Here is a 25222-nt window from a genome sequence, read left to right as displayed (position 1 = left end):
GCGCAGACCAGTTGAAACTATGCGGATTTCGGGGCTGGCTTGAGCTAGTCGACGGGAGGATGGAAAATCATATATTTTTGAAGATTTTAGCCGTGTGTGCGGCGCCTACCGCTTAGCCGCTGGGCACGCTGCATGTCTGCGCCTCAAAGATCACAGCCCGCAAAAATAAGGATGCGCGCCGAGACGCGCGAATGGGAAGGGAGAGACTGAAGTGATTAATCGATCAAACCAGCTTGCCACAGTGTCCGCGTTGGCAATGGCGGGCATCATGCTCGGTGTATCGACGTCTGCCAGCGCGGCTGACACTATCGAGGGAAGCGAGGCGCCAGCAAGCCGTGATGCCTCGGCCAACACCGATGGAAGTTCGACGGGGCTAAACGAAATTATTGTGACAGCTCAGAAGCGGTCCCAGAATCTCCAAGATGTTCCTGCAGTAATTAACGCGCTCGACGCGGGCATGATCGAGGATCGCCAGATTGGCGGTCTTGAAGAGCTTCAGGGGGCGGTTGCGGGCCTCAAGTTCGACCCTGTTTCCGGCAACTCCAACATTTCCATTCGCGGCGTCGGCACCACCTTCACGACCGGCGCGGGCGAAAATTCGGTCTCCTTGCATCTCGACGGCGTCTATCTTTCGAGCCCTCAGGGCGCTGGCCTCGGCCAGTTCGACCTTGGCGGGATCGAAGTGCTGCGTGGCCCGCAAGGGACACTTTACGGCAAGAATTCCACGGCGGGTATCGTCAACTTCATATCGGCGGCGCCTACCCGCGAGTTCGAAGCGGGCGTTACGGCGGGCTACGGGAATTATGACGACCTCAAAGGCTCGGCTTATGTCAGCGGCCCGCTTAGCGACGGAGTGCGCGCGCGGCTCTACATCGAAGGTGGCCAACGAGACGGCTATGTCAAGAATCTCCAGACCGGCCAGGATCTCGACGATCTGCGCTACATCGGTGGCCGCTTCGGCATCGACGCCGACGTGTCGCCCGGGTGGTATATGGAAGCGCGCCTGACCTACCGGCGCGAAGCCAGCAACGGCCCGGTGCGTCAGCCCTATGACCTCAATCGCCTGTCCTTGCCGATCCAGGATACGATCGTCACCCCTCGCCGGTTGAACTCCCCGCTCATTTTTGACGGCAATCGGTCCATCGCGCTGGCATCGCTGAAAAACACGTTCGATCTCGGCGGCAACGTAAGTCTTGTCTCGATCACCGGCGCTTCTCGCCTGCGCGTCAATTACAATTCGCTGGACTCGTTGGCGCAAGGAAATCCGAATGACCCGATCTTTGCAAATCTGACCATTCCGATCGCCCAGGGTGTCCGGGTTTCGACCTTCTCACAGGAATTCAACCTCAAGGGCGACAGTGGGCCGGTGGACTGGCTGGTGGGGGCCTTTTACTATAATGAAATCAACCGAACGACCGGCTCAGTTACCCTCGACGGTCGGCTGCTTGGCAGCCCGTCCGCACTCATCCGTGTGTCCAACGGCCGCTCGAAGCGCGAAAGCGCCTCCATATTCGCAGATGCCACGATCAGCGTGAGCGACGCTACCCGGCTGTTTGGTGGCGTCCGGGGTCTTTACGAGCGGTCGCAAAATGATCTGTTGGTGACGTTCCAGCTTCCCGGCGGCACGGTCGTTCAGACCGATTGCAGTCCGGGCGCACCGCTTCAGCGCGTGACCGACTGGTCGGCTACGGGACGCATAGGCCTGCAGCATGATCTGTCGGACGATGTCATGGCCTATGGGCAGCTGTCGCGTGGGCACAAGTCCGGCGGCTTTTCCAACAGTACCTGCGGCAATCAATATAAACCGGAAACGGTCAACGCCATCGAGACGGGACTCAAGGCGCGGTTTCTTGACAGGCGCGCGACACTGAATTTTGCGGCCTTCTACTATGATTACAAGAATATCTCGGTCGAGCAGTCGACGATATTCGGGACCAATGTCGTAGGCGCTCCGAAAAGCGAGATCTACGGGCTGGACATCGACGGGCGGCTGCAGGTCAATGATATGCTGAGCTTCGATGGCAACGCGAGCTTCGTCCACAGCGAATATAAGCGCTTCCTGTCGACGGGTGGCGCGATCTTTGGCGAGCCCGATGGTACCGATTTGGCGGGACGGGCTCTCAACAAGGCTCCGGGTGCGTCCGGTACGATCGGAACGCAACTCGAATTTCCCGTCGGCTCGGGCAAGATCACGCTTCGCGGCGAGGCCTATTTCACAAGCGGATACCGCCTCCGCGAATATAATGATCCCTCGCTGCGGCAGAATGCATATGAACTGTATAATGCATTCGTGACGTACGAACCCAATGATTTGGTCACCGTGCGTGGCTTTGTCCGGAACATCACCAAGACAAATTATATCCAGGGGACTGTGGTGCAGCTCAATGGGGTCACGGGGGTCTATAATCCGCCACGCACCTATGGTGTGGAACTGGCACTGAAAATCCGCTGAGGCACCAGGGCCGGCCTGCGGGCCGGCCCGTCGCCGAAGAATATTGAACACGGAAAGTTGATTTGAAATGAGTGCGGAAACTGAAGAATTGCAGGGGTTCTACGACAAGTCGGTCGCGGCTGCGAAGTCGGGCTACCCGGAAATTGACGCAGATCGGCTGGCAGCCTTCATTGCTGCGCAGCCCGGCATCGAAGGCCCCGTCACGCTCAGCAATTTCATTGTCCCGCAATCATCCGGTGCCAGCAACGGCATTCTGTTGTTCACGGCCGAGTTCGGGCGGAGCGGCGAGCGTCGCCGGGAAGACATGGTCGCGCGTTACGCACCTGGCACGACCATGATCAAGCAGAAGAGCTTTTCTGACGAGTTCCTGACTCTCGTCGCGGCATACAAGCGCGGTCTGCCCGTGCCCGAGCCGCTATGGCTTGACGCGGACGGTTCCGCTGTCGGCTATCCGTCCTTCGTCATGGCGCGGATCGAGGGCACGCCTCCCGCGTCCGCAATGTACTCCAAGGGGCCGCTCGCCGACGTCAGTCCGGAAGCGCGCAAGGCGATGATGCTCGAGGCCGCTGGCTTTCATGGTCGCCTGCGCCGCGAGGCGATCGGACGCGACGAACTGCCGCATCTGCTCGCGCGCGGCAGCGGTGAAACCGATATCGAACGCGAACTCAACTGGTTCCTCGCGGAAGCAAGGCTAAGCTCCGAGCCGGACGATCCGAAGCTCGAGCCCATCGTCGAGGCTCACCGCTGGATGGTGGCGCACCAGCCAGCCGTTCGCGAGGGAACGCTTGTACAGGGCGATTCGCAGATCGCGAATGTGATGTTTCGCGACGGGCGGCTTGCGGCTGTGCTCGATTGGGAACTCGCCTATCTCGGCCATAATGAGGCCGATCTTGCGCTCATCGTCTTCCTCACCGAGACGATGAAACAGCTCGACAAGCATGTCGACGGGACACCGACCGAGGCAGAATATCTTGCTCGGTTCGAGGAAGAGGCCGGCGCTCCGGCGGAACATTATGACTTTTTCAAACTGTTTCCTCTCTTCAAGACGCAGTGCATCCTGCTATCGGGGCGGAGCTTCCAGCCAGCCTTCGAACAGGTCTGGACCTATTATCTCGCCCACCTTCATGCCGAACTCGCCAACGCGAAACGCATATACGGCGATTGACGCCGTGGATCGGGGCATGGCGGACAGCACCCGGCCCGAGAAGCAACACAATGGACAGGGGCCGCGCAGCTTGCCAGCTGCGCGGCCCCTCTATCATTAGCATCGGGTCCGGCACTTTCGCGCATTCTCAAACGCGATTGCCCGCTGGGCGTCGCCGTGCCGGCGCCGTTTTCCGGGCGCCGGCAACCCACATCGATTTCAAATAATATAATCCTCGGCCTTGCTGAGCCCCTCGGCAATCGCAAGAAAACTGACGTCCGCCTGGTTCGGGATATATGAACCCCGGCCAGGGTTCGTGCACATTTCGAGATCGACGAACCCTGTTTTCCCGCCATATTCAAAGGTCGAGATATTGTCCTGCGAGAATGTGCCCATCGCCGGCAGAGGTGTGAGGAACCCCTGAACGACCTTGGATTCGATCCTGAGCTGCTCGCCGGACTCAAGCGTCATGATGCCGATGCTCCCGAGCGGAGTCAGGCCATCATAATCAAAGGTCACGGCAACCCGCAGGTTGGTGATCGCCTCCTGCTTGCCGTTGCGATCGACGAAGCCCATTGTCATCGGGGTCGTTTCGTTGAAATCGAGAAAGAAGCCCGCGAAGCTGAGTTCGGAACCACAGGTGCCGGTGTACATGCGATATCGATGCATCATGGGCGCGCTGTCGCTGCGCTTCCCCCATGACCGGTCGCGATGGGCAAGAGCGTCAATTTCATATTCATTGTCGCCAATTCGGACTTTCCCGCGAATGCGGCCGCCGCATTCGAGGTGACCATCGGAATTGGTAGCTTCTTCGAAATGCTCTGTATTCTTGCCCGACGGCCAGTTGCGCGGTGTATAGAAGCTCTCGTAAAATTCGATATCAGCCGAAGACTCAGGCTCGTCCCAGGTGTAGCGCATCCTGCCGTCGCCGAGAGCCTCGGCCGTGTGGCTGCCAACGACCTGCTTGCGGGACTGGCGCGCGTCCGCACCTAATTTTACCTCGTTGCGCGGGGCGCTGTTGAGGACAAATCGTTCACCGCCCGTCTTGAAGACGAACAGCATCAGCTGGCCCGTGCCCTTGTTCGGCTTCTGGCCGATGCGATGGAAGCCTCCCACGCCCAATTTGACATCATAGAACCAGTAGCAATCGCTCTCCTGCCAGCTAGGTTCGTCGCTGAACTGGTGCGGGCAATCCCAATGATCCGAGAACACGGCTTCCATTACCTCAATCCCTTCTTTTCTGTTTGTAATGACTAAAGATCACGCCCCCGCACCGGCCATGCCATTGACCATCGCCATGAAACCTTCGCCCGGCGATGCGTCCGGCATACCGAGTTTGCGCGCCATCAGCATCGTCGCGGGATTGTTTGTCAGCACGTCCGTCCCCGCTGGCATCCGCCCTTCGCCGACGAGGCGATCCGAGAAGCGAATTCCCACGATGTTCATGCGGAACCAGGCGAGCATCGAATAATAGTCCAGATCGGCAACCGGCCGACCGCGTTCGGCTTCGTAATGGGCGATGATCTCGGCGCGGCTTGGCAGACCCTCGAGCCGCGCTACCCCCGACAGCGTCGAGAAATTTTCCTCGGCCTCGAGCCACCATGCGAGATCTGCTTCGCCGGGACCGAGGGAAGCCATTTCGAAGTCGATCAGGGCTGCTACGCTGAGGTCGGGTCCGAACATCATATTGGCAGGTGTCGGATCGCCCCAAAGGACGCTGACATCGGTGTCCCGGGGCTTGTTTGCCATGAGATAGTCGAGGGCGGCGTCGGCAACTTCGAGCCGGCGACCAGCTTTGGCCCAGATATACCAGTCTCTGGTCCAGGCAAGGAACTGATCGATGCCGGGTTCGCCCCGCTGGCGGTCGTCCAGAAAGGAAAAGCCTTGCCGCCAGTCGATCCGGTGGAGCCGCGCCAGCGTTCCGATCGCTCGCAGCCATATCTCGCGTCGCTGTTCGATCGGCAAATCGGCGAGCCACCCTTCGACGTTATAATTCGGCACCTGGTCAACGACCCGTCCTTCGATCGCCTCCATCACGAGGAAGGGGCTCCCTATCGGCGCCGGGTCGGGTTCGACACCGAGCGCGCGCGGGGCAGGAATATGGGGGTGGAGCGCGAGCGCCTCCATCATCCGGTGCGGCAGCCTGATATCGGCGTCCAGGAAGAGGTCCGTCCCGGCGAGTTGTCGCCTGATGACGAGTGCGCGTTCACGATGTTCGCCATCGGCTTCATAAGCCATGGTAGCGAACATCGTTTCAGCGGAATTACCCGTGCCGCTGGGAAAACGCAGGGGCGACAAGGTCAGGTCGCCCAGATCGGCGAATTTCTGCCGCAACCAGGCCTGAAGGCCTTTCCGCATCGCCTCGCGGTCGATCGTCTGCGAGCCGCTCATGGATGATTCAACCCGGCCCGGCTGCGGTAAAGACCGTTGTCGAGTCTGCCGCTCGCCACGAAGGTCGGACGATCGGTCCCATTGCGTGGGTTCAAGATCGTGTCGATGAGGCCACCGCCCGTGCGATTGCCGCAACGTATTGTGCATGGCATCGCCATCTCGAAATGCTTCTGACCAAGTTCAAGCCAGACATTGCCATATCCTTCGGCCTCGAACGTCAGCCGGCCAAATTTTTCCGAAACGGCCACGACGGTTCCGCCCCGATTGGATAGCCCGTCAAATGCCATCAGCACGGACGCATCCTCGATCACGGCGGTGTCCACTTCGCCATCCTTTACGATATAGCCGAAAAGACTTTCGAGCCCGGAGCGCATGCGCCCGCCGCCGAAGCCAAAAGAAAAATCCTCACCAAGCGAGCCCACGAGCCACCAGGCGGCATACATGTCGGCATTGGGGTTATCCATGTGCCGTGGGCCCCAGCTATGGTCGCGATAGGTAAAGCCCGAAATGGCGCGCTCGGGCTCGTCGCCGATCCGAACGGACCCCGAAAAAGTGCCGCCGGCCTGGAGATGATTGGCTGCCATCACGCGGCTCGTTTCGTTCCGCATGCCAGTGAGGTCCCAGAAATCATAGGGTGCGTGCACATCGCGGACCTGGATATCGAGATCGACATTCTCGTCGCTGGCACGCCACCGGCTTGAGCGGACGCCGAATGTGGCGGACTGGAAACCATCGGCATGGAACGTGTCGACGGACCGGTCGGCTTCGCGAAGGGGAAGCCCTTCAGCTGTGCGGGAATAGTTGAGCCCGTTACGCGAGGTCACGCCAAAGCAGGACCGGGTAAGGCCGAGGTTCGGTTGATGGCCGATCCGGATGAAGCCGCCGATTTCCTGGGAGGGATCGGCCCAGCCAAGGACAATGCTTTCCTGCCATTGCGGATCTTCCCCAGGATCGTGCGGAAGCTCGACATCATCCGGCAGCGGTGACAGTTTCGAAATTTCCATGGCCTCGTCCCTTCATTGCGCATTGCGCGCGATTCCTCGAAACCCGGGGATCGTTCGTTCATTAATTACTCATCCAATTATATTTTCTTTCCGCCGTCAACAGGGCTGCTGCTGCGGCGGGTTTAACGGTGCGTTGCGGCGGAGGAGCGGGCAGCGGGCACGCGCCACGAATTTTTTAGGTATTCAATTAATTATCCGTTGACTTTCGCTGCTCAATGGGCCCGATGGTGCTTCGCCCTCGTTGCGGGAGCGTCGTCTGCGGTCACGAAACATGGCACAATCGTTCGAGCACCGCGGATGATCGCCCGAGGATCCCGCCTGGGCGATGGGCGCCAACCTGCGGTCGAGAGCCGGCCGCGCGGCAGAACAGAAACGGGAGAGTCATGTCGGAACTCGATGTCGATCAGATTGGCGCAGCTATCGTCAAGCATCAGCGTGGTGCGCGGTTCGCCGAAACCACTCCCGATCAATGGGGCGACCGGCTCATGCAGTTTATCGGCGCGCAGGCGGGAGTCTCGGACGTCCGAGTCGCCAACGTGCGCGAAGTCGGCACAGCTGCGGGTGGTTCGAACGGAACTCTTCTGTTCGAGGCAAGCTGGACCGAAGACGGCGAGCCGCGCTCGTCGGGTCTCGTCTTGCGTTTCATGCCGACGCGCGGCCTGTTCCACGCCTATGACGTCACCGCGCAGTTCAACCTGCAGCGCGCGCTTGAAGCCACCGATGTGCCGGTTCCGCCACAGATCTGGCTCGATCCGGACGGCAACCTTCTCGGTCGCCCGGGCTATGTGATGGGAATGGTCGAGGGGGCGAGCGCGCCGATGACCTGGATGACTTCGGGCATCATCGCCGACGCTGAGCCGGCAGCGCGGCGCGAGATGCAACTGGGCTATCTCGAAGCGCTCGCGCGCGTGCATGCGCTGGACTGGCGGGCGCTCGGGCTCGAATGGCTGGAAAAGCGCGCGGCGGGTGCGCGTCCGATCGAGCGCGAGGTAAATTGGTATTGGGATTCGCTCGAATATGCCGACTGCAAGCCCTATCTCGAAGCGCTGCGACCGCTCCGGGATTGGCTTGTCGCAAATGAGCCGGCCGACATTGATACGGTCCTGTGTCATGGCGACGCGAACTTCGGCAATTATCTCTATCTCGGGACTGCGGTGTCGGCCGTGGTCGATTGGGAGATGAGCTTTCTCGGGACGCCCGAATGCGATGTCTGTTTCACGCATATGGGCGACCAGATCATCCAGAATGATGTCCCGGCTCTGGAAGGGACGCTGAGTTATCAGCAGCGGATTGCAGAATATGAGCGACTGTCGGGGCGCAAGCTTCGCAACATGCCCTATTTCGAGCTGTTTACGGCCTATCGGCTGGCGGTCATCAACGTGCTGACGTTCCGGCATTTCCCGGAGCCCATATTGCGCCAGTTGTTGCCAGTCATCGAACGCGGGCCGAAGATCGCCGCGGATTTGGCCGCCAGGGTCGGACTGGAGATTTTGCTGCCGCCGTCGGGCACGATCGACTGAAATTTAGGGTCCACTTGTTCGCTCGACCCCGAGCGTCCTCTCCGCACTGCGACGCTCGCGAGATCGCGAGTCCTTGCGGCTGCGGCGACCGCAGCAGTTACATATGCGGTCGCCTGCCTTTTTTAGCGGAGCCAGGAGGGGTCAAATCCCCGCTGGGAAATTCCGTCGTTCGTGTTGGCGAGAAAGAGGTGCGACACCGCCTGATTGCCGCGATGGGCATTATCGATCATGTTGAAATCGCACACGCCCTCCAGGCCTTGCCACCTGGGGATAGACAGAACTTCGATCCCTGCCGGAGAAGAGTTCGGACCGCCATTGTTGAGGTCTGTGGAAGTCACGACGCCATCGACAGCTTCGACGTCGATACGAAGGGTCTGGCCGTTCTCGAGCTGCGCCACAGTCCAGCCGCCGATCGACGAGAGGCCGTCGCCCAGCGTGCAATTGACGGTATGGAAATCCCGGATAGGCTCGCGCTTTCCATCGAGCATCACATAGCCCATCTTGGCGAAGGCGCCATCCTCGGCCTGCATCGTGAGCAGCGAGTAGCTCAGCTTCTCGCCCACCGTGCCGGCATGCCAGCGCGCCGAGCGAAACATCGGTAGCGGGCGCGGTCCGTAGCCATGATCGCGGTAGCCGATGCCATTCTCGATCGTGACCACCCGGTCGCCGATCCGGACGCGGCCTTCCACCCGGCCGGCGCTTTCCGGGTGGCCATGATCGTCGCCTCCCGAAGTCAATGTTCCATGACCCGGTCCTCCGACCACCTCCCATTCCTGCGAAGGATACCAATCATAGATGCGCAGGTCCGCTTCCGCATCGTCGTCGAACGCCTCGAAGCGACAATATTCCATATCGGGAATCGTGAATCGCATCGTTCCGGAACTGGCCATGACATCGGTTCGATCGCCTGCCTCCAGAGGACGGTCGAGCAGGTGGCGACGGAAGCGGGTTCCGTCGGGGAATGCCATCCCCCAATGCGTCTGCGTGGTCTTCTGATTCACATAGGATCCCGTGCGCAGGAAGCCGACGAGGCCAGTGTCCGGATCACGAAACACCAATACCCAGGATTCCTGCCAGAACGGATGATTTCCAGGGTGATGGGGCAAATCAATCGCAGAATACAGGCTCATCGGTCTCTCCACTATTTTTGACCTTCAACATCTCGAGGCCTCAGGATTCGGGATCAAAACCCGATCTTCGCAGGATCGAGCCGGCCGCGGTCCGAGCCTAGAATTACTCGATTAATTAAATGATGACAAGTTTGCATCTCGGCGGTGCGGTCATTCCGCGCGCCAAGGGCTCCAGGTGGGCAATCTTGCGATGTGGCGCAAAGCGAGGACGGAGCGGCTCGGGGAACCGCTGATACAGAGCATGAGATGTTTTTATCGCCTCAAGCCATTTTCGAGCCTGGTCTACCTGCGAGACTGCGCCGCGGTCTCCAAGTGCAATACTGGCATCGCCGCGCGGCCCAGGCGGTCGCTATGCCATTGTTAAAGCCGGTGCGGCTGGTATGCTTGAGTCCTGTCGGCACGACAGGACCGAATTCAGGAAGCGCTGGGGAGATCGATGAGGGCGCCTGCGATGAAACCAAGAGGCCGACGGGCCAAGACAGCCGAGCCGGAAACCCCGCCGCGCGATCGGCTGGTTGAGGCAACGGCCAATCTCATGGTTGAGCGAGGATCAATTGATGTTTCGCTCGCCGATATTGCACGGCGGGCCGATCTCAATTCTGCTCTGATCAGCTACTATTTCGGCAACAAGGCGGGGCTGATGATGGAGTTGCTTCGCTCGGTTCTGGGCGGCGACATATCAAAGCTCGATGCCTTCTCGCAGCGACAATTGTCGCCTGAAGAGAAGCTGTCGGGCTTCGTTCGCGGGATGATCGACAGCTATTTCACTTACCCGTTCATCAACCCGCTGACCCACCAACTCGTCACCGAAGAGCCCGAAACCTACGGTCCGCTGATCGCGGAGGAGTTCAGCAAGCGGGCGGCAACGATTCTCCGGAACATCCTCGCCGAAGGGCAGGCCTCGGGAGTTTTCGCAAAGGTCGATCCGCTTCATCTTTATTTTCACATCGTCGGTGCCTGCGATCAATTCTTCCATGGCCGTTATCAAATGCAGCATATCTTCGGCATCGGCGCGATCGACGAGCCCATGAAGCAAGGATATTCGAATTATCTCGCCAACGCCGTGGTGAAGAGCCTGCGTCCCGCAACTTAGCCGACTGCCGGTCAGCACTGGCCCGATCGATATCGAAGGCGTCGGCCGTGCCGTACGTCTCCTTTTGCCATGCCCGGAACAGCAAGGCGCAGGAACGCGCCGCGGGAGAAGCTTGCCCCAACCCCTGATGGCGCTCTAAGGTCGAATTATAACTATATGGACGATCGTATATATATTTTGCGTTGACATTAATCCTAATGATGCCACCACTATGAAGCTCGCGAACCTTCGGGGTCGCGAATGCACGGAGGCAATCTCCGGCGGTCAATGGGAGGAGGCTGACAATGCGCTACGGCAAGAGACCGGATGGGCAGATGCATCGATCGGCGCGCGCTATCGCGGATGGCCTCATCCCCTCATCATCGCGTCTCAGGCTCCATCGACGCGGCAGCAGCGCTGCCGACGGCGAGCCGCGAGACGGCTTCCTGGAGGGAATTGGAATGCGGAGCAAGGCACTGGCACTTTGTGCGTCGATCGGCGTGTTGGCATGGGCTGGGGCAGCGCGGGCCCAAACGGCGCCCGAAGCGCCTGCGGCCGACGAATCGTCGCAGCTGGGCGAAATCATCGTCACGGCCCAGAAGCGAAGCGAGTCGCTCCAGCGCACGCCCGTTGCGGTCAGCGCCTTCACATCCGAGACGCTGGAGCAGCAGCAGATCAACGGCGTTCAGCAGTTGCAGTACAATGTTCCGTCGCTGGTGTTCGCCCAGCTTACCGGCTACTCGCAACTTTCGATGCGCGGCATCGGCTCCGACCTGACGGTTACGGCCGGCGAGCCGACGGTCGCGACGTTCCAGGACGGCGTCTACATGGGTCAGCTCTTTGCCCAGAGCGTCCCCAGCTTCGACCTCGAGCGCATCGAAGTTCTGCGTGGCCCGCAAGGTACCCTGTACGGTCGCAATTCGACCGGCGGGACGATCAATTACATCACCAAGCCGCCGTCCTACGACACGGCTGCCAATCTTGCCTTCACTTATGGAAATTACGATCGCGTCGCGGTGGAAGCCGGGGCAACCGGTGCGATCGTGCCGGACAAGGTGGCAGCACGGGTCTCGGTGAAATATGACCGGAGAGACGGCTACCGCTTCAATGTCTTCGACGGCAAGCGGTACGATGCCAACGACCATCTGAGCGGCCAGGCTGCGCTGCTTATCGAGCCGTCGAGCGACATCAAGCTGACCTTGCGCGGCGACATGTCACGGCAGGTTACGTCCGCGGTACAGCAGTTCATCGATGCGCTCCCGACGCCGTCGAGCATCTCACCCGAAACGCCGACCGGAATTTTCTCCCTTCCGGGAACCGCGCTCGCCGGAATTCCCGGCCTCCTGTCGCCCTCGGACCTCGCGCTGCTGGGGAATCGAAGCATCTCCGACCTGTTTGGCCTCTCGGAGCCCGGGCTGCGTGGAGGCGATCCCACCAAATCGACCCGCATTGCCAATGACTTTCCGTCGCGGACCGAAGTCAATCTTCGCGGGGCCAGTGCGACACTCGACTGGGACATCGGGAATGTATCGCTGAAGTCGATCACGGCTTATCGGTTCAGCAAATTGTTCATCCAGACCGACAATGACGGCAGCAGTGCGGCCATTCTCTACGAGGATCCGATCCAGCAAACCTCGAAGCAGTTCACGCAGGAAGTGAATATCTCGGGGAAGGCGTTCGACGACCGGCTGGACTGGCTCGCAGGAGTCTTTTACCTGCACGATCGCGCAAGTCTGAAAGCGGACATCTATCTGCCCTCGCTCGGCGATCTCATCATTGCCTCCGCCAGCCTGGGCACCGCGGCACCGCCACCGGTCTTCGACCTGTCGCAGCCTCTCATCCCCAATCTCCTCCTCCTCGGGTCCGATCCGCTGCTCGGCAATACCCTTTATGGCGGGCAACCGACGCCCGTCGCCTTTCTGGGCTTCGGTGCCGAGCAGAAAAGCTCCTCGCTGGCGGGCTTCGGTCAAGTCACCTACCGGATCGCGGATCGGTTGCGGGTGACCGCGGGCCTTCGCTACACGCGCGATGAAAAGGACGTCTTCCGGCGGCTCCACTCCAACTTCGTACCGACTGCGGCCTTGTGCGAAACCCAGTCGAAGAAGAGCTGGACCGCGTGGACCGGAACGGCCGGGGTGGATTTCGACCTCTCGGATCGCGCGATGCTCTACGGAAAGGTGTCGCGGGGCTACAAGGCCGGGGGGTTCAATCCGGCGGAATGCACGGGGAGTTTCAACCCCGAAATCCTCTGGTCCTACGAAGCCGGGCTCAAGTCGACGCTCGCCGACAATCAGCTGCGCGTCAATTTGGCGGGCTTCTATTATGATTTCAGCGACATCCAGTTCACGACCTATCTCAACAATTCCTCGACGATCAGGAATGCCGCCGATGCGACGCTTTACGGCATCGAGGCCGAGTATATGCTCGCGCCGCGCGGCCTTGCCGGATTCTCGCTCGATGGGTCCGGTTCGTGGATCCACAGCGAATATGGCAGCCAGCTTCTCCAGGACCCGCTCGGCCTTGCGACGCTCGACATCAAAGGGAACCGCCTTATCCGGGCCCCCGAATGGAAGCTCAACTTCGGAGCGCAGCAGCGGATAGAGACCGCGAACGCCGGCGCCTTCACCCTCCGGGGCGAAGCGGCCTACACCAGCCAAATCTTCCATGATGTGTTCAATGGGGAGGCGCCCTTCCAATCGCAAACCCGCGAAGCGCCTTATTGGATCTTGAATGCCCGCCTGAGCTGGTCGTCGCCGGGCGATCGGTTCCAGGCGCAATTGTTCGCCGAGAATATCACGAACAAGCTTTATGCCTACAGCCGCGTCGCAGCGGCAACGGGGGCCTATGTTTCCGGACAATTCTCGCCGCCACGGACCTATGGCATCCGCCTGTCGATGAAGCTCGGCGCGAACTGAGGCGCGCGATGGCGGAGACACCGAAACCGGACGTTATCGCGAGCGTGATGCGGGCGACCAAGCCGGACTTTACCGATATAGACCCGGCGGACATTGCCCGCTTCCTGGCACAGCAGCCGGACATCGCGGGGCCGGTGGAAATCGCCAATGTTCGCGGTGGCGGCGCCAATGCGGGCGCGTCGAGCGGCGTTGTCGTGTTCGATGCAATATTGGAGGGCAAGGTCGAGCCGCTCGTGTTGCGCTATGCGCCGCTCCGCAACGAGGGCCGCATATTCTTCGACTATGGCATCAGGCAGCAATATGAACTGCAGGCGCGTCTGGCCGATGCCGGGCTTGCGGTTCCGCGCGCGCGCTGGATCGACCCCGACGGCGCCGTGCTCGGGCTGCCGGGCTTCATCATGGAGAAGGTCGAAGGCGATGTCGCGCACGCGTCGCCCTTCAGCGCCGGGCTGATCGGCGACGCGGCGCCCGATGTGCGCGAGCGGCGGATCGCATCGATTTTCCGGGCCCTAGGCAGCGTGCATGGCGCCGACTGGCAGGGCAGCGCGGTCGCGTCCTGCGTTCGCCAGGCTGCGGGCCGGACCCATTTCGAACGCTATATCCACTGGTATTGGGAGACCGTCGAGTGGGTGCAGCCGCCGCATCGCGAGCGGCTCCAGCGGTTGCGGTCCTGGCTGTTTGCGAACCAGCCCGATATTCATCATGATGACCTGGCGCTGATCCATGGGGATCCAAGTCTCGGCAATTACATGCTCGAAGGCGACGAGGTACGCGCGATCATCGACTGGGAACTCGCGGGTATCGTTGCTCCGGCTTACGACATTGCCATGCAATGTATGGCAAATTCCTATTATCGAGCCGTGTCGGCGCCCGAAGTCGCCGCCAGGATTCCGGATGACGCGAGCTGGGTGGCCCATTATGAAAGCGTGACGGGTCGCAGGGTCGAGCATTTCGAGTTTTTCCGCAGGGCGGTGACGCTGCCGCTTCTGGTCGTCCAACTGTCGATGTCGCGCAATTTCCCCGAGGGTCTGCGCGATGAGTTCCTCGCTGGCATGGAAGCGATTTGGGCGGTTGGGGAGGGCCGTTAAGCCGGAGCCGCCCAAGTCCGTGCTCGGCTCCGGAAATTGCGAGCAAACTTCCGGGCTGGCGTGCTGCGCTGACAACCGATACGGAGACGCGGCCGGCATCCGCCGGAGCGGGCTAACTGGAAACGGGCGATATCCATGAGCAGCGACATCCTCGACGATCTCAATCGGGCGATCATTGCCGCGCTTCAGGAAAATCCGAGCAGAACGAACAAGGACATCGGGGAAACACTCGGCGTTTCCGAACCTACTGTGGCGAACCGGATCCGGGCGCTCGAGGATGCCAATATCCTGCGCGTCATGATGCAGCGCGATATGCGCGCTCTGGGTTATTCGGTGTTCGCTTTGGTCGATCTCAATGTCGAAGGCCGCACGCCCGAAAATGTCGCTGAAGACCTCGCCAAGCTCGATGCATGCACCAGTGTTTCGGTGGCGATGAGCAGCCCGGACATCTTCGCCAATATAAATGCGCCCGATGGCGCTGCGCTCCAGCGGATCGTCGACGAGCAGATTGCGAAGATCGAAGGCATCGCCTCCTACGAGGTCAATACGGCGCTGGAGATCGTGAAACTGGATCCCCGCTTTGGAAAGCTGGGATCCGAATGATGCGCCTCGATGATCTGGACCAGCGTATCATTGGCCTCCTCGCCGAAGATGCGCGCATCAGTAACCGCGAAGCGGCGCGCCTGTTGGGTATCTCGGACACTGCGGTCCGTAAACGCCTGAAGAAGCTGTCCGATTCGGGCGCTGCGAAGATCACGGCGGTGGCTGATTCAGCCGCATTGGGAATGACGACCGCTGTTCTTGTGCGGGTTCAGACATCTCCCGAAACGGCGCGCGACGTGGTCGAGGCGATGGCCAGGTTCGACGAAGTGAGTTTTGCTGCCTTGATGACAGGACGCTTCAATATCGTTCTGCTCGTGGCGGCGCAAAGTCGTCAGGCCGTGGCAGATATTATTCACATGCATTTACGGCGGCGATCCGGCGTACACCGGGTAGAAACGGTCGAGATCGTCTCGGTCGCCAAGCACAATCTCGATATCGCCCTGGTCTCCAGAAAACGCTGACCCCACCCGGCCGAGGTGCCGGGACTCGGGCTCACGGGCTCCGCACTAGCGACCCTGTGGAAGGGGACGGCCTGCGCCCCCTTCCGGAGATTCACTATCATTCTGCGGCGATCGCCATTGGATGCATCAGCTGCTCATCCATGTCGGCACCGCCCGACCCGACCAGTCGGCCCGGTGTCGCACCAGTGCACTCGGTGCCATTGACGAAGGTCGTCTCGCCATTCACCATCACCCGCTCGATGCCCTGGGGCTTGCAGACGCGCCGCCAGTCGCCATCGGGAAGATCATGGGCGATCTCATATTTGAGCCGCGGATAGTCGAGCGCCTCATAGTCGTAGATGAAAAGATCGGCCGCTTGCCCCGCTGCCAGCGTGCCCCGGTTGTGGAGTCCGAGCACTTCTGCCGGAACCGCGCTGAGCTTGTAGTGCATTTCCTCAAGCGTCATCAACCCGGTCTCGCGAACCATCCAGATGATCGCGTCCGTCGAATATTGACCGCCAGCCCAGAATTTCACATGCGCTCCGCCGTCCGAGGTTCCCGGAATGGTGAACGGATGTTTGAGAACCTGTGCGACTTTCTCGTCGTCAAAGCTCATGCCTTCGGCCACGAGGAAATCGCTGTCGGCATTGGTATCGACCACGATATCCATAAACACGTCGATCGTGGGCCGATTGCCAACGGCGGCCGCGATTTCGCCGACCGACTTGCCTTCATACTGGTTCCATGGGGCGACGCCACAAGCGTCGTTCAGGACATAATGCTCGAGCGGTCCGCCGGCCGGTGCGAGCAGTTCAGGCCTGTACACGTTGCGCAAGCGCGTGCGATAATTCTCGTCCGCCGCTTTTGCGACTTTTGCCGCGCGATCGCCCGCGAAGGTGAATTCGCGGAACTCGGGGATGATGTTCCAAATATCCCAGTCCATCGGTTTGAATTCGTTCCAGCCGCGCGTGGTCAGGGTCTGGGTGAAGATTTCCAGCCCCTCTTCCCGCGCCTTGTCGACCAGAGCGAGGACTTCCTCATGATAAGTGGGCAGAAAGTCGTTGACGATGACGACATTGTGGAGGACGGGCCGGCCCGACACCCGTGCAACCTCTAGCGCGATCTCACCGAAGCGCGCACCCGGGGTATCGACGAGGGCCTGGATCGAGCCTTCGCCGCGCTCGCGAAGCACTTCCGCGAGCGCCAGAATGTCCTCGCGGCTCATCGTGTCGCTCGGCATCGGGGTGCCGTCACAGTCGATGTGGGTGTTATGCTCGCCCTGGTAGGAAAAGCCGAAGCCGATTGCGCCCGCGTCCATGGCGGCGTGCAGTTCCTGCTTCATGCGCTCCCGCTCTTCCGCAGTTGCCGGACGGCTTTTCGCTGCTTCGAGGCCCATCACATAGATTAGGAGCGGATTGAGGGGAACATAGCTGGCGACGTTGACCCCCTTGGGCACCCGCTTGAGATGCTCGATCCATTCGGGGAAGCTGACCCAGTCCCAGCCGAGCGCTGTCCGCATCGCATTTACGGGAACCTGTTCGGTGGTCTCCATCATCTGCATGTAGCGCTCCCGGTCCTGCGGATGGCAGGGGGCAAAGCCAAAACCGCAATTTCCCACGCCGATTGTCGTGGTGCCATGCCAGCCAGAGTTTGTGGCATAGGGATCCCAGTGCAGTTGAGCGTCATAATGCGTATGGGCGTCGATCACCCCCGGCGCGACGATCTTCCCGGTGCCGTCGATGACATCGCTCGCGTCGCCGCTGATCCCGGCGCCAATGTCCGTTATGATCCCGTCTTTGATTCCGATATCGCCCACGAACCGCGGCGAGCCCGTGCCATCGACGATCGTGCCACCTTTGATGAGCGTGTCAAACTTAGGCATCCCATTCTCCCATCTCTCTGTGTTGCTCGACATTATGGTCGGCATTTGGTTCTCAAATTCGACAAAAATGATGCAAGTATCTATATTATGCGATCCACCATTGAGTCAAATATAATGGGAAATGATGTCATGGCCGGTCTGGACTGTCTTGATGGCGTTTCGACCCTCCCTTTGCGCGAAAGGGGCAGGCCGATGCGCCGACGGGATGCTCAAACCGCGGTGTAGCCACCATCGACGATGAACTCGGAACCCGTGATGTAGCGTGCGCCGTCGCTTGCCAAGAACGCGACCAACGGCGCGATGTCATCGACATTGCCCATCCGGCCCACGGGAATCTTGCTGTTCCATGCGGCAACAACCTGCTCCACCGACGCTGGTTCGCCGTTCGCGGCGGTAGGTCTCTCGTGATGGGCGCCGAGCCTGGTTGCCGTCGGACCCGGCAACACTGTATTCACTCTTACGGCACGCTCGGCCAGTTCGACCGCGACAGCCTTGCTCAACATACGGATTGCGCCCTTGCTCGCGCTATAAGCGGCATAACGGTCCCCTGCCACCGTCCCATAGATTGATGAGATATTGACGATGGCGGCGGTTGACGTGCCGTCCGCCTGACGACGCATCGACAAAAGCGGCAGTGCCATCTGCATCCCCATGAACGGACCCTCGACATTGATCCGATATTGCCTTCTCAGATCGTCGAGAGGAGCGGTCGCAAAAGGCGTGTCGAGCATGATGCCGGCGTTGTTCACGAGAATGTCGAGCCGGCCGAGCTTTTCGGCGAAGCCGATCGCCGTCTCCCAATCGGCTTCGCTTGTCACGTCATGCCGGCAGGCGTGCGTTCCCTTGGTGCCATCGCACCACTCAAGGCGAGAGGCATCGATATCGGTCGCAAGTACCTCGGCGCCGGCGGCAAGCAATTGCTTTGCCACGGCAAGGCCTATCCCGCTTCCCGCGCCCGTCACGATCGCAACGCGGCCCTCCAATTCGATCGAATTCACCATCACCTCCATGATCGAAAACTGAGAAGCGCCATCGAGCCAATCGACGGCGTCGCGCAAATTGCGCGCGCGCTTCCGTGCTTCGCCGCCATTCGCGCCTCCGGATTGGCATTGACATGCGCGGCCGTCAAATGCGATTATACAAGCAATTAATTAAATATCGGAGGGCGCGGTGGAGGGTGTCGATCTTGTTTCGCTTGATCGCTGGATGGAAGCCCGGAGCCTTGGAAGTGGCTCGATTTCCGGCGTCCGGCTTCTGGCTGGCGGAACCCAGAATATTCTCCTCCGCTTCCATCGCGGGCCGTCCGAATTTGTTCTCCGCCGGCCGCCGCCGGTCCTGCGCGCGGGATCCAATGAGACGATGCGCCGCGAAATGCGCGTCCTCGAGGCACTGCGCGGTAGCGATGTTCCTCACCCTGGCTTCATCGCCGGATCTAGCGACGAGACGATCCTTGGCGCTGCTTTCTATCTCATGCAGCCGGTCGATGGCTTCAACCCGATGTCCGGGCTCCCCGCCTTGCACGCTCGCGAGCCGCTGCTGCGCCGCCGCATGGGCCTCGCCGTGGTCGAGGCGATCGCCGCACTCGGCGCGCTCGATTATCGGGCGGTCGGCCTCGCGGATTTTGGAAAGCCCGAGAATTTCCTGGAACGCCAGGTGGGGCGTTGGCGCCGCCAGCTTGAAAGCTATGCCGATCTAGCCGGGTGGCCGGGGCCTGGCGCCATCCCGGGGGTGGACGCGGTGGCGGCCTGGCTCGATCGCCATCGCCCAAGCTCATTTCAACCGGGGATCATCCACGGAGATGCGCATCTTGCAAATGTGATGATCCGGCCGGACAGCGGGGAACTCGCAGCCCTCGTTGATTGGGAATTGAGCACGATTGGCGACCCCCTGCTCGACCTCGGCTGGCTGATCGCGACATGGCCGACCGATGGCTCATCCTTCGCCACGGACGCCATGGCAAATCAGCTCACCGATCTTGCATCTCCTGCCGACCTCGCGGCGCATTACGCAGCGTCAAGCGGCCGGGATCTCGCGGCTCTCGACTGGTACATCGTGCTCGCCTGCTACAAGTTGGGCATCATTCTGGAAGGGAGCTTTGCGCGGGCCTGTGCCGGAAAGGCGCCGCGAGAAACCGGCGAACGGCTTCACGCGCACACGCTCGCTCTGTTCGAGCGCGCCCTCAGCATCATTCGTTGAAAAGGAAAGATGATGATCGACGATACCGATTTTAGCGGACGCAATATTCTCGTCGTCGGCGGATCGAGCGGGATCGGCAACGGCATAGCCCAAGGGTTTCGCGCCCGCGGCGCCAATGTTCATATCTGGGGGACGCGCGCCTCTGCGTCCGACTACAGCGCCGATGAAGGGTCCGACCTTGAAGGACTGGGCTATCATTGCGTCGATGTCGGGACGCCCGAGGCTATCGAGACGGCGGAGATTCCCTTCGACACGCTGGACTCCCTCATTTTGTCGCAGGGAACCGTATTATATCGGCGCCAGGAGTTCGAGCGCGAAGGGTGGGATCGTGTCATGGCGGTCAATATCGACAGCCTGATGCATTGCGCGCGCAAGTTCCGGCCACTGCTTTCGGCGTCCGGCGGGTCGATTATTATCGTGAGCTCGACGTCCGGCTTGCGCGGCAATATCGGAAACCCGGCTTATGCCGCGTCCAAAGCGGCCGCGATCAGTCTGACCAAAACGCTGGGCCAGGCTTTTGCCGGTGACGGGATTCGGGTGAATGGTCTCGCTCCGGGGCTCGTCGATACCAAATTGACACGGATCACGACCCAGAATTCCGCTCGTCTCGACGGCGCGCTCGCCACGATCGCGCAGCGACGCATGGGGACGCCCGCCGATATGGCGGGTGCCGCCATATTCCTCGCATCCCCGCTCGCTTCCTACGTCACCGGCCACACGCTGGTCGTCGATGGTGGCCTGACGCTCTGATTTGCCATTCTGACAGGAGATACACATGCAGTTCGAACATAGCGAAAAGGTCCGTGACCTCCTGCAGAGGGTCGAAACGTTCATGGATGCGCATATCTACCCCAATGAGGAAGAGTATTACCACTTCATCCACGACCAGAGGAATCTGTGGCAGGAGTGGCCTGGAATGCCCGCCCTCAAGGCCGAGGCGCGTGCTCAGGGCTTGTGGAACCTCTTCCTCCCACACGAATATGGCCGCTTCTCGCCCGGGCTCAGCAATCTTGAATATGCTCCACTTGCCGAGGTGATGGGCCGATCGCCGTGGTCGAGCCAGGTGTTCAATTGCTCCGCGCCCGACACGGGCAATATGGAAGTGCTCGCGAAATTCGGGACCCCCGATCAGCAGCAGCAGTGGCTTCAGCCCCTGCTCGACGGGGAGATTCGCTCGGCCTATGTGATGACCGAGCCGCAGGTCGCCTCATCCGATGCCACCAATCTTGAGCTGTCCATCAAGCCCGACGGCGACGACTATGTCATCAACGGCCGGAAGTGGTGGATTTCGAATGCGATGCACCCCGATTGCGCGATCTTCATCGTGATGGGAAAGACCGACTTCGATGCTCCCCGCCATGCCCAACATTCGCAGATCCTCGTGCCGCGAGATACGGCAGGGATCACGGTCGTGCGCAACCAGACCGTCTTCGGATCGATGAACTCGCCGGGCGGCGAGTGCGAACTGCGCTTCGACAATGTACGCGTACCGAAGGAAAATCTCATTCTTGGTGAGGGGCGGGGGTTCGAGATCGCGCAAGGGCGTCTCGGGCCGGGACGTATTCACCACTGCATGCGTTCGATCGGCCAGGCGCAGCGCGCGCTCGAGATCATGGCGCGCCGCGCGAACAGCCGCGTCGCTTTTGGAAAGAAGCTCGCCGATCAAAGTAGCATCCGCCAGGACGTCGCACGCAGCTTCTGTGAAATCGAGATGTCGCGCCTGCTCACGCTCAAGGCTGCCGACGCCATGGACCGCTATGGCAACAAGGTTGCCAAGGATCTGATCGCGGCCATCAAGGTGATCGCTCCGCAAATGGCGCAAACCGTCGCGGATCGGGCCATCCAGGTTCATGGCGGAATGGGCGTAAGCGACGACACCCCGATCGCCTACTTCTTCACCCTCAATCGCTATCTGCGCATCGCGGACGGTCCCGACGAGGTGCACATGTCGCAGCTCGGGAAGCAGAAGATCGCCGAATATTCGGCGATGGCGAAGTAGGAGGCCGGCATGAAGGCGCTGCTTTATCACGGGGCAGGGGATATCCGCTACGAAAGCATGGCCGATCCGATGCCGGTCGAGGCGGGCGACGCCATCGTTCGGGTCACCGCCTGCTCGATCTGCGGAAGCGACCTACACATTTATCATGGTCACGGATTTTCCGAGGATCGGGGCTTTTGTGTCGGTCACGAAGCGGTCGGCGAAGTGGTCGAAACCGGACGCGCCGTCTCGCGGCTCCGCGTCGGTGACCGGGTCATGATCCCCGCAGCAGCGGGCTGCGGCGCCTGCCGACCCTGCCTGTCGGGCAATGTGATCGGGTGCGAGAATGGCGCAGCGGCCTGCTACGGGTTGTCCGCCGCGCTTCAAGGTTCGCAGGCCGAGGCCGTTCGCGTCCCCAGCGCGGACGCCAATGCGGTGCTGATCCCGGAAGGGATATCGGAAGAGCAGGCGCTGCTGATGACAGACGCCCTTTCGACCGCCTGGTTCGGTGCGCGCAGCGCCGATATCGCCCCGGGGAGCAGCGTCGCCGTAATTGGTTTGGGGCCGATCGGCCTCATGACGGTCGACTCCGCCTTCGTGCTGGGCGCCCATATCGTATATGCCATCGATCCCGTTCCAGAAAGGCGCGCGCTGGCGGCAGCGGCGGGCGCCGTCGCTCTGCACCCTGACGAAGCCGTCGCCGTGATCCGGGAGGCGACGAAAGGACGTAAACTCGATTCCGTCGTCGAGGTGGTCGGGAGCGACGCGACGGTCGATATGGCATTACGCTTGGTAAGGGCGCGCGGCACCGTCTCGGTAATCGGTGTGCAGCAATCGCGCCGTTTCGCCTTTCCGCTCGAACGCGCGTTCGCGGCAGGGCTCACATTCCGGGTCGGGACCTGCTCGGTCCCCGAAGAATTGCCGACCCTTTTTCCACTTGTCCAGGCGGGGCGTCTCAAGCCGGAAACCTATGTCTCCAATCGGCTGCCGCTGCGAGACGGCGCCGAAGCCTATGCGATGTTCGACCGCCGGGAGGCGGGAACCCTGAAGATCATCCTCGAGCCCTGAAGACGCAACTGGCTGGATCTGAGTCCGGCGCGCCCCTGCTGACCGCACGCGGAAAGGGGGGGCGACACGGCAAAAAATGCGCGCCTCTGCTTGCGGCGCTTCGCCGGCAAAACCGTTCGCATTGACCGCAGAGCTATGCAGTTGATCGGGCGAACGCATTTGTGTATCTAATAATCGAGCAATTAATTAATTGTCGAATCGCTCGCGGAGAGGACGCCATGGCATCGGGATTGTCGGTAGAGTTGCGGGTCGACGGGCCAACCGCACATATCATCCTCAACCGTGAGGACCGGCTCAACGCGATCAACAACGACATGTTTCGGCGGCTTGAAGATCATGTCGCGCGGCTCGCGGGCGAGGCCGAAACTGTTCGCAGCGTCATCGTGCGTGGCGCGGGAAAATGTTTTTCTGCGGGGCATGATCTGCAGGACATCGCGTCTGGCGATGCAGCGCATGATGTCTCTTTTCAATCTTCGGTGCTCGAGCGTCTCGCGAATCTGCCCCAGGCGGTTATCGCGGCGGTGCACGGTCATTGTTACACCGGCGCGCTCGAGTTGGCGCTGGCCAGTGATTTCATTCTCGCCGCCCGGAGCGCGCGGTTCGCGGACACGCACGCCAAATGGGCGCTCACGCCTGTGTGGGGAATGAGCCAGCGGCTGCCCCGTCTGGTGGGCCAGGCCAAGGCGCGCGAGATGATGTTCACCGCACGCACGATCGATGGCCGGGAGGCGGCGGAGATCGGACTGGCGGCGTCCTGCTTCGAGGATACTGAGTTTCTGGAGCGGGTCGATGCGATCGCGTCGATGATCGCTGAAAATTCGGCTTTCAGCATTGCCGCCTATAAGCGACTGCTCGCTGAAACGGACAATGTCCCGCTGCATCTCGGCCTCGCACACGAAGTCCGCAACAGCGCAGGCGTCGGACCCGACATGGGCGAACGTATCGCGGCCTTTTCAAAACGCAAAGCATGACCGCGCCATCTGGAGCGCTGGTCGATCGGGAGTGAGTGACGATGAGCAATGAAACCCAAGACCTGGCCGCGCCAGCCGAAATGGCGGCCCGGCTTGTGAACCCGGCGTCGTTCGGCGACCCCGCGACCCTGCACGCCGACCTTGCCTGGCTTCGTGGCCACCAGCCCGTTTCGCTTGTCGATACCGCCGGTGTCGATCCCTTCTGGCTCGTGAGCCGACATGGCGACATCATGGACATAGAGCGCCAGCCCGACATTTTCCGCAACGGCGATCTTTCGACGGTTCTCATCGGAAGTCCGATGCTCAAGGCGGTGGAGAATGCGACCGGCTGTCCGCACCTCACCCGTAACATGGTCAACATGGACGGAGCAGAGCATCGTGCCTATCGATCGCTGGTCCAATCCTGGTTCATGCCAGGCAATGTCAAGAAGCTCACGGACGACATTCGCGAGATCGCGCGCGCGCATGTCGATCGGATGATGGGGCTCGGCGGCGAATGCGACTTTGTCGCCGATGTGGCCCTGCATTATCCGTTGCACGTCATCATGAGCATCCTTGGCGTTCCCGAAGAGGACGAACAGCGCATGCTGATGCTGACCCAGCAACTTTTCGGCGCCCGCGATCCGGAACTCAGTCGAAAAGCCGATGCCATGGCGGATCCGGATACCGCCATAAAGGTGTTCGGGGCCGTCGTGGCGGACTTCCACGCCTATTTCTCCAATATCACGGCGAGCCGCCGCGCCGAGCCGCGCGACGATCTAGCGACCATCATCGCGAACGCCATGATCGACGGCAAGCCGATCGACGAGCGCGCTGCCAACGACTTTTACATCCTGGTCGCGACCGCCGGGCACGACACCACCTCCGCCTCGACGGCCGGTGCGATCTGGGCCCTCGCGGAGCGGCCCGCCTTGCTCGCCGAGGTGAAGGCCAATCCCGACCTGATCCCGGCTCTCGTCGATGAGGCGATTCGCTGGGTCACGCCGGTGAAGCATTTCATGCGCGCCGTTGCCCGGGATCATGAGGTGAATGGCCACCAGTATAAGGCCGGGGACTGGGTCATGCTGTCCTATATGTCGGCAAACCGTGACGAGGCGGTGTTCGACGATCCGTTCGAGTTCCGGCTCGACCGCCCGGCAAACAAGCAGATCGCATTCGGTTACGGGCCCCATCTATGTGTCGGCCAGCATCTCGCGCGCCTCGAGATGAAGACCCTGTTCGAGGAACTTCTGCCCCGGATCGAATCGCTCGAAATCGCCGGCGAACCGGCCTGGACCCAGGCGACGCTGGTCAGCGGGCCGAAACGCCTTCCGATCCGCTTCACTCAGAGTTGATCGGCGGGTCGACGCGCGGCGGCGTGGCAGAGAG

General features: G+C 61.0%; 20 protein-coding genes. 14 read left to right on the top strand and 6 right to left on the bottom strand.

All coding sequences use genetic code 11. The features are described 5' to 3' along the window. Positions 1-256 precede the first annotated feature (256 nt). Positions 257-2452 carry a TonB-dependent receptor gene (locus ACO055_RS10345; protein ID WP_422058795.1) on the top strand — a complete coding sequence of 732 codons (2196 nt, stop codon included), beginning with the start codon at positions 257-259 and terminating at the stop codon, positions 2450-2452. Between the two features lie 67 nt (positions 2453-2519). Continuing rightward, complete coding sequence (locus ACO055_RS10340; protein ID WP_058537101.1) at positions 2520-3617, top strand: phosphotransferase family protein; 1098 nt, start codon at positions 2520-2522, stop codon at positions 3615-3617. A 198-nt stretch (positions 3618-3815) separates the two neighbouring features. Here ACO055_RS10340 and ACO055_RS10335 read toward each other — a convergent pair whose 3' ends face one another. From ACO055_RS10335 to ACO055_RS10325, 3 genes are read right to left on the bottom strand one after another with little or no spacing between them, the layout of a single operon-like run. After that, positions 3816-4817 (bottom strand): DUF7064 domain-containing protein, encoded by a 1002-nt coding sequence (locus ACO055_RS10335; RefSeq protein ID WP_054586669.1) that lies wholly within the window; start codon positions 4815-4817, stop codon positions 3816-3818. A gap of 39 nt (positions 4818-4856) precedes the next feature. After that, entirely contained in the window at positions 4857-5987 is a 1131-nt protein-coding gene (locus tag ACO055_RS10330) for a phosphotransferase family protein (protein ID WP_158213699.1), read from the bottom strand. Next, positions 5984-6991, bottom strand: coding sequence for a DUF7065 domain-containing protein (locus ACO055_RS10325; RefSeq protein WP_058537098.1), 1008 nt, complete (start codon positions 6989-6991; stop codon positions 5984-5986). Before ACO055_RS10325 ends, ACO055_RS10330 begins: the two co-directional genes overlap by 4 nt. 383 nt (positions 6992-7374) lie before the next feature. On the opposite strand from ACO055_RS10325, the gene ACO055_RS10320 reads away from it, so the two are divergent. Continuing rightward, positions 7375-8511: a phosphotransferase family protein gene (locus ACO055_RS10320; protein ID WP_054586672.1), complete on the top strand. Its 1137-nt coding sequence runs from the start codon at positions 7375-7377 to the stop codon at positions 8509-8511. Between the two features lie 122 nt (positions 8512-8633). Here ACO055_RS10320 and ACO055_RS10315 read toward each other — a convergent pair whose 3' ends face one another. Next, a complete protein-coding gene (locus tag ACO055_RS10315) occupies positions 8634-9641 on the bottom strand; it encodes a DUF7064 domain-containing protein (protein WP_058801215.1) in 1008 nt (335 codons plus the stop codon). Between the two features lie 535 nt (positions 9642-10176). On the opposite strand from ACO055_RS10315, the gene ACO055_RS10310 reads away from it, so the two are divergent. The 5 genes from ACO055_RS10310 (at position 10177) to ACO055_RS10290 (ending at position 15780) form a co-directional block, all read left to right on the top strand. Next, positions 10177-10734 carry a TetR family transcriptional regulator gene (locus ACO055_RS10310; RefSeq protein ID WP_054586674.1) on the top strand — a complete coding sequence of 186 codons (558 nt, stop codon included), beginning with the start codon at positions 10177-10179 and terminating at the stop codon, positions 10732-10734. A gap of 440 nt (positions 10735-11174) precedes the next feature. Beyond that, a complete protein-coding gene (locus ACO055_RS10305) occupies positions 11175-13628 on the top strand; it encodes a TonB-dependent receptor (RefSeq protein ID WP_422058794.1) in 2454 nt (817 codons plus the stop codon). Positions 13629-13675: 47 nt separating this feature from the next. After that, entirely contained in the window at positions 13676-14716 is a 1041-nt protein-coding gene (locus ACO055_RS10300; RefSeq protein WP_422062451.1) for a phosphotransferase family protein, read from the top strand. A gap of 135 nt (positions 14717-14851) precedes the next feature. Then, positions 14852-15319 carry an Lrp/AsnC family transcriptional regulator gene (locus tag ACO055_RS10295; protein WP_054586677.1) on the top strand — a complete coding sequence of 156 codons (468 nt, stop codon included), beginning with the start codon at positions 14852-14854 and terminating at the stop codon, positions 15317-15319. Further along, positions 15316-15780 carry an Lrp/AsnC family transcriptional regulator gene (locus ACO055_RS10290; protein WP_422058793.1) on the top strand — a complete coding sequence of 155 codons (465 nt, stop codon included), beginning with the start codon at positions 15316-15318 and terminating at the stop codon, positions 15778-15780. The genes ACO055_RS10295 and ACO055_RS10290 overlap by 4 nt, the downstream gene beginning before the upstream one ends. 97 nt (positions 15781-15877) lie before the next feature. On the opposite strand, the gene ACO055_RS10285 is transcribed toward ACO055_RS10290, so the two are convergent. Together ACO055_RS10285 and ACO055_RS10280 are read right to left on the bottom strand one after the other, a co-directional pair. Further along, a complete protein-coding gene (locus ACO055_RS10285) occupies positions 15878-17641 on the bottom strand; it encodes an N-acyl-D-amino-acid deacylase family protein (protein ID WP_422058792.1) in 1764 nt (587 codons plus the stop codon). Between the two features lie 209 nt (positions 17642-17850). Beyond that, entirely contained in the window at positions 17851-18699 is an 849-nt protein-coding gene (locus ACO055_RS10280) for an SDR family NAD(P)-dependent oxidoreductase (RefSeq protein ID WP_422058791.1), read from the bottom strand. A 112-nt stretch (positions 18700-18811) separates the two neighbouring features. On the opposite strand from ACO055_RS10280, the gene ACO055_RS10275 reads away from it, so the two are divergent. The 6 genes from ACO055_RS10275 (at position 18812) to ACO055_RS10250 (ending at position 25188) form a co-directional block, all read left to right on the top strand. Further along, on the top strand, positions 18812-19837 hold the full coding sequence (locus ACO055_RS10275; protein ID WP_231732605.1) for a phosphotransferase family protein: 1026 nt from the start codon (positions 18812-18814) through the stop codon (positions 19835-19837). Positions 19838-19849: 12 nt separating this feature from the next. Beyond that, positions 19850-20587, top strand: a complete 738-nt coding sequence (locus tag ACO055_RS10270) for an SDR family NAD(P)-dependent oxidoreductase (protein WP_054590045.1) — start codon at positions 19850-19852, stop codon at positions 20585-20587. Positions 20588-20612: 25 nt separating this feature from the next. Then, a complete protein-coding gene (locus tag ACO055_RS10265) occupies positions 20613-21836 on the top strand; it encodes an acyl-CoA dehydrogenase family protein (RefSeq protein WP_088473821.1) in 1224 nt (407 codons plus the stop codon). Between the two features lie 9 nt (positions 21837-21845). Beyond that, complete coding sequence (locus ACO055_RS10260; RefSeq protein WP_054586682.1) at positions 21846-22883, top strand: alcohol dehydrogenase family protein; 1038 nt, start codon at positions 21846-21848, stop codon at positions 22881-22883. Between the two features lie 218 nt (positions 22884-23101). Further along, the gene (locus ACO055_RS10255; RefSeq protein ID WP_054586683.1) at positions 23102-23854 is read left to right on the top strand and encodes an enoyl-CoA hydratase/isomerase family protein; all 753 of its coding nucleotides are present in this window, start codon (positions 23102-23104) and stop codon (positions 23852-23854) included. 41 nt (positions 23855-23895) lie between these two features. After that, positions 23896-25188 (top strand): cytochrome P450, encoded by a 1293-nt coding sequence (locus ACO055_RS10250; RefSeq protein WP_054586684.1) that lies wholly within the window; start codon positions 23896-23898, stop codon positions 25186-25188. The last annotated feature ends 34 nt before the right edge of the window (positions 25189-25222 follow it).

The organism is Sphingopyxis sp., from assembly GCF_965227415.1.
Classification (GTDB): domain Bacteria; phylum Pseudomonadota; class Alphaproteobacteria; order Sphingomonadales; family Sphingomonadaceae; genus Sphingopyxis.
The sequence above is the reverse complement of the archived record's forward strand: the minus strand, read 5'-3'. Positions and strand labels throughout refer to the sequence as shown.